11 protein-coding genes are annotated in these 13,820 nt (G+C 60.3%); 9 read left to right on the forward strand and 2 right to left on the reverse strand.

Annotated features, from left to right (window positions below; translation table 11 throughout):
* Nucleotides 1-133: 133 nt before the first annotated feature.
* The 6 genes from SJY13_RS00270 (at nucleotide 134) to SJY13_RS00295 (ending at nucleotide 8,951) form a co-directional block, all read left to right on the forward strand.
* Nucleotides 134-1,372: an aspartate kinase gene (locus tag SJY13_RS00270; RefSeq protein WP_085824553.1), complete on the forward strand. Its 1,239-nt coding sequence runs from the start codon at nucleotides 134-136 to the stop codon at nucleotides 1,370-1,372.
* A gap of 46 nt (nucleotides 1,373-1,418) precedes the next feature.
* The gene (gene ptsP / locus SJY13_RS00275) at nucleotides 1,419-3,662 is read left to right on the forward strand and encodes a phosphoenolpyruvate--protein phosphotransferase (RefSeq protein WP_377186233.1); all 2,244 of its coding nucleotides are present in this window, start codon (nucleotides 1,419-1,421) and stop codon (nucleotides 3,660-3,662) included.
* A gap of 115 nt (nucleotides 3,663-3,777) precedes the next feature.
* The gene (zwf, locus tag SJY13_RS00280) at nucleotides 3,778-5,223 is read left to right on the forward strand and encodes a glucose-6-phosphate dehydrogenase (protein ID WP_377186236.1); all 1,446 of its coding nucleotides are present in this window, start codon (nucleotides 3,778-3,780) and stop codon (nucleotides 5,221-5,223) included.
* 2 nt (nucleotides 5,224-5,225) lie between these two features.
* Nucleotides 5,226-7,031: a phosphogluconate dehydratase gene (edd, locus tag SJY13_RS00285; RefSeq protein WP_377186239.1), complete on the forward strand. Its 1,806-nt coding sequence runs from the start codon at nucleotides 5,226-5,228 to the stop codon at nucleotides 7,029-7,031.
* 3 nt (nucleotides 7,032-7,034) lie between these two features.
* Nucleotides 7,035-7,670, forward strand: coding sequence for a bifunctional 4-hydroxy-2-oxoglutarate aldolase/2-dehydro-3-deoxy-phosphogluconate aldolase (locus SJY13_RS00290; RefSeq protein WP_377186242.1), 636 nt, complete (start codon nucleotides 7,035-7,037; stop codon nucleotides 7,668-7,670).
* 51 nt (nucleotides 7,671-7,721) lie between these two features.
* Nucleotides 7,722-8,951, forward strand: a complete 1,230-nt coding sequence (locus SJY13_RS00295; protein WP_377186245.1) for a pyridoxal-phosphate-dependent aminotransferase family protein — start codon at nucleotides 7,722-7,724, stop codon at nucleotides 8,949-8,951.
* Nucleotides 8,952-9,029: 78 nt separating this feature from the next.
* On the opposite strand, the gene SJY13_RS00300 is transcribed toward SJY13_RS00295, so the two are convergent.
* Nucleotides 9,030-10,145: a pyridoxal phosphate-dependent aminotransferase gene (locus SJY13_RS00300; RefSeq protein WP_377186248.1), complete on the reverse strand. Its 1,116-nt coding sequence runs from the start codon at nucleotides 10,143-10,145 to the stop codon at nucleotides 9,030-9,032.
* A gap of 92 nt (nucleotides 10,146-10,237) precedes the next feature.
* Here SJY13_RS00300 and SJY13_RS00305 point away from each other — a divergent pair, with 92 nt between their 5' ends.
* The 3 genes from SJY13_RS00305 (at nucleotide 10,238) to SJY13_RS00315 (ending at nucleotide 12,492) form a co-directional block, all read left to right on the forward strand.
* The gene (locus SJY13_RS00305; RefSeq protein ID WP_377186251.1) at nucleotides 10,238-11,308 is read left to right on the forward strand and encodes an SMP-30/gluconolactonase/LRE family protein; all 1,071 of its coding nucleotides are present in this window, start codon (nucleotides 10,238-10,240) and stop codon (nucleotides 11,306-11,308) included.
* Nucleotides 11,309-11,372: 64 nt separating this feature from the next.
* Nucleotides 11,373-12,155 carry a crotonase/enoyl-CoA hydratase family protein gene (locus SJY13_RS00310; protein WP_377186254.1) on the forward strand — a complete coding sequence of 261 codons (783 nt, stop codon included), beginning with the start codon at nucleotides 11,373-11,375 and terminating at the stop codon, nucleotides 12,153-12,155.
* 55 nt (nucleotides 12,156-12,210) lie between these two features.
* Nucleotides 12,211-12,492, forward strand: a complete 282-nt coding sequence (locus SJY13_RS00315) for a VOC family protein (RefSeq protein WP_377186257.1) — start codon at nucleotides 12,211-12,213, stop codon at nucleotides 12,490-12,492.
* A 65-nt stretch (nucleotides 12,493-12,557) separates the two neighbouring features.
* On the opposite strand, the gene SJY13_RS00320 is transcribed toward SJY13_RS00315, so the two are convergent.
* Nucleotides 12,558-13,721: a benzoate/H(+) symporter BenE family transporter gene (locus SJY13_RS00320; protein ID WP_377193507.1), complete on the reverse strand. Its 1,164-nt coding sequence runs from the start codon at nucleotides 13,719-13,721 to the stop codon at nucleotides 12,558-12,560.
* Nucleotides 13,722-13,820: the final 99 nt, after the last annotated feature.

Raw genomic sequence — 13,820 nt, forward strand, 5'->3', positions numbered from 1 at the left:
GGCTGACACCCTCGCCAACCGTTGTAAAGCAGCCCAATGCCGTGGCGGTGGTGGTTTTGAACCCTTGCTCTTGCGCCCCCCCTCGCATAAGACGCACGGGATCTGAATTCCAAGGCGCGGAGACCCCACCCCCATGCCCGTACTTGTTATGAAATTCGGTGGCACTTCGGTTGCCAATCTTGACCGCATCCGCCGCGCAGCCAAGCGCATCGGCGTCGAAGTGGCCAAAGGCTATGACGTGATCGTCATCGTTTCAGCCATGTCCGGCAAGACCAACGAACTGGTGGGCTGGGTCAACGAAACTTCGCCGTTGTTCGATGCCCGAGAGTATGATGCGGTTGTGTCCTCGGGTGAGAATATTACGGCTGGTTTGATGGCGCTGACCCTGCAGGAAATGGACGTTCCGGCGCGCAGTTGGCAGGGCTGGCAAGTGCCGCTGCTGACCACAAGCGCCCATAGCCAGGCCCGGATCGAGGAAATCCCCACCGAGAATCTGACCCAGAAGTTTGGCGAAGGTATGAAAGTCGCTGTGGTCGCCGGGTTTCAGGGCCTCAGCCCCGAGGGTCGCATCACTACGCTGGGCCGGGGTGGATCGGACACGACAGCCGTGGCTTTTGCGGCCGCCTTTGGGGCTGAACGCTGCGACATCTATACGGATGTGGATGGCGTCTATACCACCGATCCGCGAATCTGCGAAAAGGCGCGAAAACTGGACAAGATCTCGTTCGAGGAAATGCTCGAACTGGCCTCGCTTGGGGCCAAGGTGCTGCAAACCCGCTCGGTCGAGCTGGCGATGCGCTACAAGGTGAAGCTGCGCGTACTTTCAAGTTTTGAAGAGCAATCCGATGAGGCCGGTACACTGGTCTGCGACGAGGAGGATATCATGGAATCCAATGTTGTGGCCGGTGTGGCCTATTCCCGCGACGAAGCGAAGATGACTGTGGTTTCCGTGGCTGACCGCCCCGGTATCGCCACGACGATCTTCTCAGCTCTCAGCGATGAGGGCGTCAATGTCGACATGATCGTGCAGAACATCTCGGACGAAGGGCGCACGGATATGACCTTTTCCTGCCCCACCGATCAGGTGGCGCGCGCCGAACAGGCGCTGCTGGCGATCAAGGAAAAGGGTGAGCTGAACTATGCCGAACTGGTTGCTGACGAAGATGTCTGCAAGGTCTCGGTTGTGGGCATCGGAATGCGCTCGCAATCCGGTGTAGCGGCGAAAATGTTCAAGGTACTCTCGGATGAGGGGATCAACATCAAGGTCATTACAACCTCTGAGATAAAAATTTCCGTTCTTGTTGATCGGAAATACATGGAACTTGCGGTTCAGGCACTGCATGATGCGTTTGAACTGGACAAGGCGGCCTGAGCATTTCAGCCAAAGGTCTTGCTTGACGCACTAATTTAGGTGGGCCATGGCGGACGGTACCGAAACAGAATCCCGCAAGCTGCTGGGGCGGCTGCGAGAAGAGATGGCGAGCGAGGCTGCCGGTCAGGAACGTCTTGACCGGATCACGCATCTGATTGCCGATAGCATCCGTGCCGAGGTGTGCTCGGTCTATCTTTTCCGCGACGAAGAAACCCTGGAGCTTTGCGCAACAGAAGGCTTGTCGCCCGAAGCGGTTCACAAGACCCGTATGCGCATGGGCGAAGGGTTGGTGGGCCGGGTCGCCAAATCCGGCGAGGTGGTCAATGCGGCTGATGCCCCTTCGGCCAAAGGCTTTCGGTATATGCCTGAGACGGGTGAAGAACGGTTCTCGTCCTTTCTGGGTGTTCCGGTTCAGCGGCTGGGCGAAAAGCTGGGCGTTCTGGTCGTCCAGTCCCGTGATGCACGCGAGTTTTCCGCGGACGAAGTCTATGCGTTGGAAGTGGTTGCGATGGTTCTGGCTGAAATGGCCGAACTTGGCGCTTTCGTGGGTGAAGGCGCAGCCCTGTCGCCCAGACACCAGCAATCTGTTCAGCTGACAGGCGGGCCCGCGCAGGAAGGGTCGGCTGAAGGTCACGTCTGGCTGCACGAGCCGCGCGTTGTCGTCACCAACCCGATTGCCGATGACCCGCACCGTGAACGCGAGCGTTTGGCCGAAGCCGTCGAGGAATTGCGCGTTGGCGTCGACAAGATGCTTGAGATTTCGCAGGGCGGTGACAAAGAACAGCTACAGGTTTTGGAAGCCTATCGGATGTTTGCCAATTCCAAGGGCTGGATGCGCCGGATGGAAGAGGACATTGCCCTTGGTCTGAGCGCTGAAGCGGCGGTTGAGAAAGAACAATCGCAGGCCCGCGCACGGATGGGGCAGGTGACCGACCCGTATTTGCGTGAACGTCTGGCTGATCTGGATGACCTCAGCAACCGGCTGCTGCGTATTCTAACCGGACAGGGCAACACCAACGGGGCGGATCTGCCCCCTGATCCCATCCTTGTTGCACGCAATATCGGCCCTGGCGATCTGTTGGAATATGGCCGGTCGTTGAAAGGGATCGTACTCGAAGAGGGCTCGGTTGGCAGTCACGCAACAATCGTGGCCCGGGCGCTGGCTATCCCATTGGTCGTGCATGTGGGGCGGATCACAACCGAAGCGCTGAACGGCGATCATATTCTTGTCGACGGTGATCAGGGGCTGGTCCATTTGCGCCCCGAAGATCAGGTCGTAAGTGCCTTCCGCGACAAGATCGCCATGCAGGCCAAGGCGCAGGAGCGCTATGCCTCGATCCGGGAAACCCCGACCGTCACGCGGGATGGTGAGCGGATTGATCTGGTGATGAATGCGGGTCTGATGGCGGACCTGCCTTCGTTGAACAACTCGGGTGCCGAAGGTGTGGGGTTGTTCCGGACCGAGCTGCAATTTCTAATCCGTAGTAAAATGCCGAAACGGTCTGAACTTGTAACGCAATATCAGCGTGTTATGGATGCAGCCGAAGGCAAGCGCGTGGTGTTCCGCACACTGGATATCGGGTCAGACAAAGTTCTGCCCTATATGAAACATGTGGCTGAACCCAACCCGGCGCTGGGTTGGCGTGCGATCCGTGTTGGTTTGGACAAGCGCGGTGTGATGCGGATGCAGTTGCAGGCGCTGATGCGGGCTGCCAATGGCCGCCCACTGACGTTGATGTTCCCCTTCGTGGCGCAGGCAGAGGAATACCGCGAGGCCCGGTGGGAGGTGAACAAAACCATCGAGCGTGAAAAGCGTTTGGGTCACGTGCTGCCCGAGACGATCGAAGTCGGCGCCATGCTGGAAACGCCTTCGCTGGCCTTTGCACCGCAAAAGTTCTTTGACGAGGTCGATTTCATCTCGATCGGTGGCAATGACCTGAAACAGTTCTTCTTTGCCGCCGACCGCGAAAACGAACTGGTGCGCCGGCGTTATGATACGCTGAATGTCAGTTTCCTTACGTTCATTGAGCGGATTGTCGAACGCTGCAACATCTCGAACACACCACTCAGCTTTTGTGGTGAAGATGCCGGACGACCGGTTGAGGCGTTATGCCTGGCCGCAATGGGCATCCGGTCTTTGTCGATGCGACCGGCCTCGATCGGGCCAGTCAAAAGCGTGCTGTTGCGTGCCGATCTGCAATCGCTGCGCAAGATCATAGCTGACGCGCGGCACCGCGGTGAGCAATCCGTGCGACCTGCTGTTATGGAGTGGTTGCGAAATCAGGGTTGATTTCCCGGGTCGGGTTCCCTATCCAGTGCACGAATGTTAGCGATAACATCATGCGCACCGTATGTTCCCCAAAGGGTGCTAGAGTGGCGCGGGTGAGATTTGAAGGAGCCCGTCGATGGTTTCACGCGTAATTCCGGTTAACCCGTTCGATCTGGTGCTGTTTGGTGCGACCGGTGATCTTGCTCAGCGCAAGATATTGCCCGGGCTTTATCATCGGTTCGAAGTTGGTCAGATGCCCGAAGACGCCAGGATCATCGGCACCGCCCGCTCGGATATGGACAGCGACGGTTTCCGCGACCAGATCCGCGCTTCGATGAACGAATTTGCACCTGCCTTCAAAAAGGACTTGCTGGACCAGTTCCTGAGCCGCGTCGAATATGTCCCGGTCGATGCGCTGGGCAAGGCGGGCTGGGCCGAACTGGCCAAGATCCTGCGCCCGGACGTGGTGCGCGCGTTTTACCTGTCGGTGGGTCCCAACCTGTTCTCGGGCATTGCGCAACGGCTGAACGATCACGGCCTGGCAACGCCGGACAGCCGCATCGTGGTGGAAAAACCTTTTGGCCACGATCTGGCCTCGGCCAAGGCTTTGAACGAAGGGTTGCGCGCCTGTTTTGAAGAACACCAGATCTACCGGATCGACCATTACCTGGGCAAAGAAACGGTGCAGAACCTGATGGCGCTGCGCTTTGCCAATTCACTGTTCGAGCCGCTGTGGAACTCGACCCATGTCGATCATGTTCAGATTACAGTGGCGGAAACCGTGGGCGTCGGGGGCCGGGGGGCCTATTACGACCAATCCGGCGCGATGCGGGACATGATTCAGAACCACTTGGTGCAATTGCTGTGCCTGACGGCGATGGAGCCTCCGTCGAAATTTTCGCCAAACGCTGTGCGGGATGAAAAGGTCAAAGTGATCGAAGCACTTGAACCCGTGGCACAGGCCGATATCGCGCGCGGTCAGTATCGCACTGACAAGGGTGGCGACGGCTATCTCGATCATGTCGAAAATCCTGCCAGCCGTACCGAGAGTTTCATTGCGCTCAAGGCTCATATTGGCAACTGGCGCTGGGCCGGGGTGCCGTTTTACTTGCGCACGGGCAAACGCCTGAGGGCGCGGGAATCCGAGATCGCGGTATTCTTCCGTGATCCGCCGCACACGATTTTCCCCAATGTCGGCCCGTTGCACGGCAACGTGTTGGTGATCCGCCTGCAGCCTGACGAAGGCATCACCCTGCGGACCACCATCAAAGAACCGGGGCAGGGAGGGTTTCGCCTGTCCGACGTAGCCCTGGATATGAGCTTTGCTGACGCGTTGGGTGACGAATCTCAATCACCGGACGCATATGAGCGCCTCGTGATGGATGTCATTCGTGGCGACCAGACCTTGTTCATGCGCGGCGACGAAGCCGAGGCCGCCTGGGCTTGGGTCGACCCCATTGTGAAGGGTTGGGAAGAGCGTGGCGACCGCCCCGCCCGCTATGATCAGGGCAGCTCGGGGCCTGAAGAAGCGCTTATGCTAATGCATCGCGACGGACGCCGCTGGCGTCAGATCGGAGGATAACCATGGTTCACGCAGTCATCACGGATGTCACACAGCGGATCATCGACCGCAGCGCCGATCTGCGCGGCCCACATCTGGAACGGATGGAGCAGGCCCGATCCAAAGGTCCCGCCCGGGCGCATTTGTCCTGCAGCGGTCAGGCCCATGCCTATGCCGGTGCGGGGGAAGATCAGCAGTCGATGGTCACCGGTACAGCCGGAAATCTAGGCATAGTGACCGCCTATAACGACATGCTGTCGGCGCATCAGCCGTTCGAGCGTTATCCCACCCTGATCCGCGATGCGGTTCGCGCCGCTGGCGGCACCGCACAGGTTGCGGGCGGCGTGCCTGCGATGTGCGATGGCGTTACACAAGGTGAGGCGGGGATGGAGCTGTCCCTGTTCTCGCGCGACGTGATTGCATTGGCGACGGGTGTGGCGCTCAGCCACAACACTTATGACGCAGCAGTGTTCCTTGGCGTCTGTGACAAGATCGTCCCGGGGTTGGTCATCGGCGCGCAGACTTTTGGTCATCTGCCCGCCGTGTTTTTGCCTGCCGGTCCCATGACTAGTGGCCTGCCGAATGATGAAAAAGCCAAGATCCGCCAACAATTTGCCGCCGGCGAAGTCGGGCGTGACGCATTGATGGCGGCTGAAATGGCGGCCTACCATGGTCCCGGAACCTGTACCTTCTATGGCACTGCCAACACCAACCAGATGCTGATGGAGTTCATGGGGCTGCATCTGCCGGGCTCCAGCTTTGTCAATCCGAACACGCCCCTGCGCGACGCGTTGACCGAAGAAGGTGCGCGTCGGGCCTTGTCGCTGAGCGCTTTGGGCAATCACTATACCCCGGTCTATCAGGTACTGGACGAACGCGCCTTTGTGAACGGCATCGTCGGGCTGATGGCTACTGGCGGATCGACCAACCTGCTGATTCACCTGATCGCTATGGCGCGGGCAGGCGGTATCGTGCTGGACTGGCAAGATTTCTCTGACATTTCAGCCGTGGTTCCGCTGGTCGCTAGGGTCTATCCCAACGGTCTGGCTGACGTGAATCACTTCCATGCCGCGGGCGGGCTAGGGTACACGATCGGCACGCTGCTTGAGAGCGGATTGCTGCACCCCGATACGCTGACCGTGGCGGGGCAGGGTCTGCACAACTACACCAAGGAACCCAAGTTGATCGACGACGATCTGGTCTGGGAGGACGGTGCGGGCCACAGTCTCAACGAAAAGATCGTCCGCCCGGCACAGGACCCGTTTCAACCCACCGGCGGTCTTTCCCGCCTGACTGGCAACCTCGGCACTGCCGTCATGAAGGTTTCGGCTGTTGCCCCCGAACATCAGGTGGTCCAGGCCCCGGTCCGCGTGTTCCACACGCAGGACGACGTAAAAGCCGCGTTCAAGGCCGGTGAATTCACAGTGGACGTCATCGTTGTCGTCCGCTTTCAGGGCCCCAAGGCCAATGGCATGCCGGAATTGCATTCGCTGACGCCCATGCTGTCGATCCTTCAGGGGCGCGGTCAAAAGGTGGCTCTGGTCACCGATGGCCGTATGTCCGGAGCGTCCGGCAAAGTGCCCGCCGCAATCCATGTTTGCCCCGAAGCGCTGGACCAGGGCCCGATCGCATACCTGCAAGACGGCGATATCCTGCGGGTCGACGCGGTGAATGGAGAGCTTGAAATCCTGACCCCAGGCGTGCTGGGACGCGCACCGGTCACCGCCGATTTGTCCGCCAACCAGCACGGCGTTGGGCGCGACCTGTTCGGGGTCTTTCGCAACGCAGTCGGTTCGGCCGACACCGGTGCCAGCATTTTCGGAGCTTAACCCATGTCAGTAAAAACCCAACGCACCCGCGAAATCTGTGCCTTGGCCCCCATCGTGCCTGTACTCGTTATTGATGACGCCGCTCAGGCTCGACCGCTGGCTGAGGCTCTGGTCGCAGGCGGGCTGCCAGCGCTTGAAGTCACGTTGCGTACGCCCGCAGCGCTGGATGCTATTCGCGCAATGGCTGCGGTGCCGGGCGGTGTCGTCGGTGCTGGCACGCTGGTCACCCCCGAAGACGTTCGTGCCGCGAAAGAAGCGGGCGCGCAATTTGGCGTCTCACCCGGTGCAACCGATGCACTGATCGCTGCCTGCGAGGCCGAGGGCCTGCCGCTGTTGCCAGGCGCTGCCACTGCCAGCGAGGCAATGCGCTTGCTGGAGCAGGGATATGACATGTTGAAATTCTTTCCCGCCGAAGCCTCAGGTGGCGCGCCTGCACTTAAAGCAATTGGCGCGCCTTTGCCGCAGATCACCTTCTGCCCAACTGGCGGTGTCTCACCCTCGAACGCACGTGATTACCTGTTCTTGACCAACGTGGTATGCGCAGGCGGCAGCTGGGTCGCGCCCAAGAATATGGTCTTGGGCGGCGATTGGGCGGGGATCGAATCCCTGGCGCGTGAGGCGTCAAAGCTGATGGATTGACGCGGCCAAAAGCTGCGCTAGGGTGGGCGTCAATTGAGACAGGTTGACCCCATGACAAACCACATTTCTCTCGCGCAGGGGCGCGAGTATCTGGCCATACCGGGCCCATCTGTAATGCCTGATGCGGTTCTGCAGGCAATGCACCGCCCGTCGCCCAATATCTATGACGGCGAGCTGATTGAGATGATGCCCGCTTTGACCCGCGGCCTGTGCCGCGTGGCCCGAACCAAGCACAATATGGCGATCTATATCGCCAACGGCCACGGCACGTGGGAGGCCGCGCTCTCCAACGTCATCGCCCCGGGCGAGGTTGTTCTGGCCCCGGCCTCGGGTCGGTTCACCCACGGGTGGGCGGAAATGGCCGAAGGGATAGGGGCCACGGCGCAATTGATCGATTTCGGATCATCCAAAGCCTGGGAATTGGACCGCATCGCTGATGCGCTGCGCGCGGATACAGCGCGTCAGATCAAGGCCGTGTTGGCCGTCCACGTAGACACCTCCAGCTCGATCCGTAACGATATCCCGGCGCTTCGGGCGCTGCTGGACGATCTGGGTCACCCGGCCTTGCTGATGGCTGACTGCATCGCCTCACTGGGCTGCGACAGGTTCGAGATGGACGCCTGGGGTGTCGACGTCACTGTCTCGGCCTGTCAGAAGGGGCTGATGACACCAGCTGGCATGGGGTTTGTCTTCTTTAACGACAAGGCACAGGAAAAACGGGCTGCAATGCCCCGTGTCTCGCAGTATTGGGATTGGCAGAAGCGCACGAACCCCGAGCTGTTTTATCAGTACTTCAACGGAACCGCACCGACGCACCACCTGTACGGCCTGCGCGCCGCGCTGGACATGATCCACGCCGAGGGGTTGGACCACGTCTGGGCCCGACACGAACGTCTTGCCACTGCCATCTGGGCGGCCTGCGAGATCTGGGCAGAAGGTGGCGCGCTCCATCTGAACGTGGCCGATCGTGCGCACCGCAGCCATGCCGTCACTGCCCTGCGCCTGACCGATGGGCGCGGCACCCCACTCCGCAGTTTCACCGAAAGCCAGCTGGGTCTGACACTGGGCATCGGGTTGGGGATGGAGGACTGGGACGGCTGTTTCCGTCTGGGTCATATGGGCCACGTCAATGGCCAGATGGTGATGGCAATGCTGGGCGGGGTAGAAACTGCAATGGCTGCTTTGGATATTCCTCGCGGACAAGGGGCCTTGGACGCCGCCGCTGCCGCTCTGGCGGCCAGGACGATCACCCAATCCAAAATCCGCGCTTCATCTGGCTAAAATATACTCGGGGGCGAATTGGCCCATCGGGCCAAGAGGGGGCAGACAGCCCCCTGACCCTGCTCAGGCAAACGCCTCTCAGGCCAAGCTAGATGCCGCGTCCGCCAGCGCTTTGGGCAATGCCGCGGCAAAGGCCTGCAGATCAGATGCCGTGCCACAGCTGACACGAATGCACCGGTTCTGCGGCGCCGCGAAGGGCATGCGCACAAAGATACCCTGTGCGACCAGTGCATCCAGAACAGCCTTGGCAAACTCGCCATCCCTGCCGCAGTCAATGGCCACGAAATTGGTGGCCGATGGCAAAGGCTCCAACCCATTGTCCCGGGCGATCTGACCAATCCGTTCTCTTGCCTCAGCAATTTGCGCCTGGACCTGGGCTAACCAATCGGCATCCCTCAGTGCCGCCAGTGCCCCGGCCTGTGCGGCCCGGTTCATCCCAAAGTGATTGCGCACTTTGTTGAAGGCCAAGATCAACCCCGGCGCAGCGATTGCATAGCCAACCCGCGCGCCCGCCATGCCATAGACCTTGGAAAAGGTCCTCATCCGGATGATGCGCGGGTCGTCAGCGGCCACCAGTGCAGCGGTCCTCTCGGGTGCGCATTCTACATAGGCTTCATCCAGAACCAGTAAACACCCAGCGGGCAGGGCCTCCATTGCCGCCATGATGTCCGCACCTGAATGCCAGCTGCCCATCGGGTTGTCGGGGTTCGCCAGATAGACCAGCTTTGCACCCACCTCGGCGGCTTTGGCAAACAAGGCCGCAGGATCTTCATGGTCATTCCGATACGGGACCTTATGTAACGCGCCCCCAAATCCTGCGACGTGGTAATTGAAGGTCGGATAGGCTCCGTCCGAGGTCACAACGGCATCTCCGAGCCCGATCAAGAGCCGCACAAGATACCCCAACAGACCGTCGATCCCTTCGCCGACCACGATGTTTTCAACCCCCACACCGTGGTGATGGGCCAGCGTACGGCGCAAGTGATGGTTTTCGGGGTCGCCATACATCCAGATTTCTCCGGCAGCCGCGCGCATCGCCTGAAGCGCGTGGGGCGAGGGGCCGAAGACACTCTCATTCGCGCCCAGCCGCGCCACAAACGGCGCACCGCGTAGGCGTTCCTGCGTTTCAGGGCCAACAAACGGCACGGTTGCGGGCAGGGACAGGGCAAGCGGGGTATAGCGTGGGTCAGTCATGCGGGCAGATAAACGCAAGGTCACAACGCAGGCAACCTTGCTTTGCACAAGATTGCCGAGCAGGCTGCGCGAAAACACGCAAAGGAGCGCCAATGCGCATCGTACTTGGACTGATAATCATCGGGCTCGCTTATCTTGTATTCTGGCCGGTCGAGGTCGAGCCGGTTGCCTGGACGCCGCCGGACTCCCCTGGTTTCACGGGTGATTTTTCCGAGAACGACGCTTTGGCCGCTATTGACCTGGTTGCTTTTCCAGCAGGTGAGGAAGGCCCCGAAGATATCGCCGTGTCCCCGGACGGGTCTGTTTATACGACCTCTTTGTCAGGCGCTCTTTATCGCATCGACGGGGACGGCCCGGTTAAAATCGATGAATTGGGCGGTCGTCCGCTGGGCCTCAGGACGGGTCCGGACGGGGCGCTGTATATTGCTGACAGCTTTTGGGGTTTAATGCGATGGACCGGGCCAGGGACACTGGAAACACTGGTGTCCGAGATCGACGGAGAGCCGGTGGTTTATGCCAATCAGCTGGACGTCGGGCAGGATGGTACGGTTTATTTCTCCAATTCCTCTGACCGGTTCGACCCGGAAACGATGGGCGGCACCAAACCCACTTCGATCCTGACCATCTGGGAGCAATCGGACACCGGATATGTTGCCCGTCGCACTCCGGATGGCATGACCCAGAAAGTGGCCGAAGGGTTCGTTTTCACCAATGGCGTCGCGCTGTCGCCGGATGAGGATTACCTGTTGATTGCCGAAACCGGCCGCGCTCGGGTGCACAAACTCTGGCTGACAGGTCCAAACGCCGGACAGCGCGAAATTCTTTTGGAAAACCTGCCCGGCTATCCCGACAATATCGAGGCGCAGGGGGATGGCACCTACTGGATGGCGTTTGCCAGCCCGCGGGTTCCGACCGAAGCCCTGATGCCGTATCCATTTTTGCGTAAAGTCATCTGGCGGCTGGGTCCGATGGTACGACCCGCCCCGATCCACCGCGGCATGATGGTTCAGTTCGATGGGGACGGCACTATCCTGCGCACGCTGCAGGATCCGGACGGACGCCTCGGTGTTACCACCGGAGGTAAGGTCGTTGGAGACCAGTTTTACGTGATGACACTGGATTCGCCCTGGTTTGGGCGCATGAAAACAGCGGATTTGCGCTAACGTTGAGGTGGAACTTGGCCACCCTTCCGGGCATGGTTCACGAAATTTGGATGAGGAGGCTCGCATGTCACGCGTATCCGTTGAATACAAAGATCACATTGCCCATGTCACACTGACGCGCGGCGACAAGATGAACGCGCTGGACGATGCGATGGTCAAGGCGATCCTGTCCGCCGGGCAAGAGGTCGCGGCCTCGGATGCGCGCGCCGTGGTTTTGTCGGGCGAGGGGAAAAGCTTCTGCGCCGGGCTGGATATGGCCAGCTTTGCCAAAATGGCGCAAATGGACGCCACGGAATGGCTGATGGGTCGCAGCCATGAAGATGCCAATGAAATGCAAGAACTTGCGCTGGTCTGGCGGCGTGTTCCGGTGCCGGTGATCTGCGCCATTCAGGGCGTGGCATTTGGCGGTGGTCTACAAATTGCACTGGGCGCGGATATCCGCATCGCCCATCCTGAAAGCAAGCTGGCCGTGATGGAAATGAAGTGGGGTATTATCCCCGATATGGGCGGGATGGTTCTGTTGCCCAAGCTGGTGCGCTCGGACGTCCTGCGGCTGCTGACCTATACCGGCCGTCCGATCGGGGCCCAGCAGGCGGCTGATTGGGGTCTGGTGACGAAACTGTCCGACGACCCGCTAACCGAAGCACTGGCCATCGCTGAAAACATTGCGGCACAAAGCCCGTCGGCCATCCGCACCGCCAAACGGCTGATCGAAGTGGCCGAGACCCAGCCCCGCGCCGAAGTTCTGCTGGCCGAATCCGCCGAACAGCTTGAACTGATCGGCAAGCGGGATCAGATAGAAGTCGTCACCGCACAGATGCAGGGCCGCAAACCTGAATTCAAATGACCGGACCCACGGTCACGCGGCTGATCCTATACACGAAACGCATTTCGGTTTTTCGGTGCGTCGCGCGGAGGCAGACCGGATCGTCGAACTTGTTCCAGTATCGGGCGGCGCGCATCTTTTGTTGCATCCGGCAGGCAAGGCCGCCCGCGAGGGTCAAGCGGCGGTCAAACTTGTCTTTGACGTTGTCGATGTTGCCGGATTTTGCGATCATGCTCGACAGCAGGGATTGAAATTCGGGCCTATCCACAAGGTTGACGGGTATGTATTCGCAAACGCGAAAGACCCCTCAAAAAACTCGATTTCCGTTTCAAGCCGAGCGTTTGCTGATTGCTCATAGCCCAGAAACACCCGCCAAGTACGCGGGTCGTCCTTAATTGCATCTCGGGATCGGCGAAGATGCTGCTATCGCACCCTGTTTGTCGCCAGATAGGCAATCCCGCCGGCCAGCAGCCCCCAGACCGCCGCGCCCAACCCAAAGACCGTGATGCCGGATGCGGTGATGGCAAATGTCAGGATGGCAGCTTCTCGCTCAGTCTGGTTTTCCAACGCAGCCGATGTGGCGTTTGCCAGCACGCCGATCAGGGCAACCCCGGCCAGCGTTCCCATCAGCAACGGGTCCGCGTGGGCGGCAAACCCGGTGATGGCCACGGCAAAAACTCCGAACAGGCAATAGAATAGGCCGCCCATGATGGCGGACCAATAGCGCTGATCCGGGTCTGGGTGGCTGTCCTCGTTTGAACACATCGCGGCGGTAATTGCGGCCAGACAGGTGGCTGGCGCGCCAAGCGGCGAAGACAGGATACTGGCGCCACCAACCCAGGAGAACAGCCGTCCTGCATCGGGCGAAAACCCAAAGCTCCGCATCACCGCGATGCCCGGGATGTTCTGGGTGGCCATGGTCACGATGAACAGCGGGATGCCGATTCCAACGACCGAGGCCAGCGAGAACTCGGGTGTGATCCAAACCGGCGCGGCCATCAGCCTGTCGGGCAGAACCGTGTTGTCACCGGCATTCAATATCACAACAATCGCTGCGGCCAGAACCGCTGCTGGGACTGCGATCAGGCGGTTGATCCGCCCTGCGACAAACCATGTCAGGATCACCGGCAGCGCCTGCCATGGCAGGTCCACGGCGGCCTTGAACGGCACGATGCACAGCGGCAAAAGCACCCCGCCCAACATCGCCTGCGCTAATGACGTCGGGATCGCCGCCGCCAACCGTCCCAACGGGCGCCAGGCCCCGGCCAGAACCGTCAGCGCGCCTGCGCAGAGGAAGGCGCCCACCGCCTCGGCAAATCCGCCCGCTGGCGCCGCCGATACGGCCAAAAGCGCCACGCCCGGCGTGGACCAGGCGACGCTTATGGGCAATCTGTACCGCAGGCTGAGGACAATCGCCGCCAGCCCCATGGCAATCGCCGCGCTCATCAACCCCGAGGCCGCCTGTGCAGGCGACGCGCCCATTGCGTGCAACCCCTGCAAGACAATCGGAAAAGAGCTGAAAAAGCCCACAACCGCGACCACCAGTCCGGTTGATACGGTTTGCATCGGGGGAAAGCTCTGCGCCATTGCGTCCTCGGGGATTGCCACCCGCAAGTGCTAGCAACCGCAAGGCCCTGCCGACAATAGAAAATTCCAGCGCGCAACGAAAAACCCCGCCGGTGTCAG

The organism is Ruegeria meonggei, from assembly GCF_042768335.1.
Lineage (GTDB): Bacteria > Pseudomonadota > Alphaproteobacteria > Rhodobacterales > Rhodobacteraceae > Ruegeria > Ruegeria meonggei.

Bases quoted from the DNA above. Each gene is read 5' to 3' on its own strand.
- SJY13_RS00270 (WP_085824553.1), top strand. From the start codon at position 134: ATGCCCGTACTTGTTATGAAATTCGGTGGCACTTCGGTTGCCAATCTT.
- ptsP (WP_377186233.1), top strand. From the start codon at position 1,419: ATGGCGGACGGTACCGAAACAGAATCCCGCAAGCTGCTGGGGCGGCTG.
- zwf (WP_377186236.1), top strand. From the start codon at position 3,778: ATGGTTTCACGCGTAATTCCGGTTAACCCGTTCGATCTGGTGCTGTTT.
- edd (WP_377186239.1), top strand. From the start codon at position 5,226: ATGGTTCACGCAGTCATCACGGATGTCACACAGCGGATCATCGACCGC.
- SJY13_RS00290 (WP_377186242.1), top strand. From the start codon at position 7,035: ATGTCAGTAAAAACCCAACGCACCCGCGAAATCTGTGCCTTGGCCCCC.
- SJY13_RS00295 (WP_377186245.1), top strand. From the start codon at position 7,722: ATGACAAACCACATTTCTCTCGCGCAGGGGCGCGAGTATCTGGCCATA.
- SJY13_RS00300 (WP_377186248.1), bottom strand. From the start codon at position 10,145: ATGACTGACCCACGCTATACCCCGCTTGCCCTGTCCCTGCCCGCAACC.
- SJY13_RS00305 (WP_377186251.1), top strand. From the start codon at position 10,238: ATGCGCATCGTACTTGGACTGATAATCATCGGGCTCGCTTATCTTGTA.
- SJY13_RS00310 (WP_377186254.1), top strand. From the start codon at position 11,373: ATGTCACGCGTATCCGTTGAATACAAAGATCACATTGCCCATGTCACA.
- SJY13_RS00320 (WP_377193507.1), bottom strand. From the start codon at position 13,721: ATGGCGCAGAGCTTTCCCCCGATGCAAACCGTATCAACCGGACTGGTG.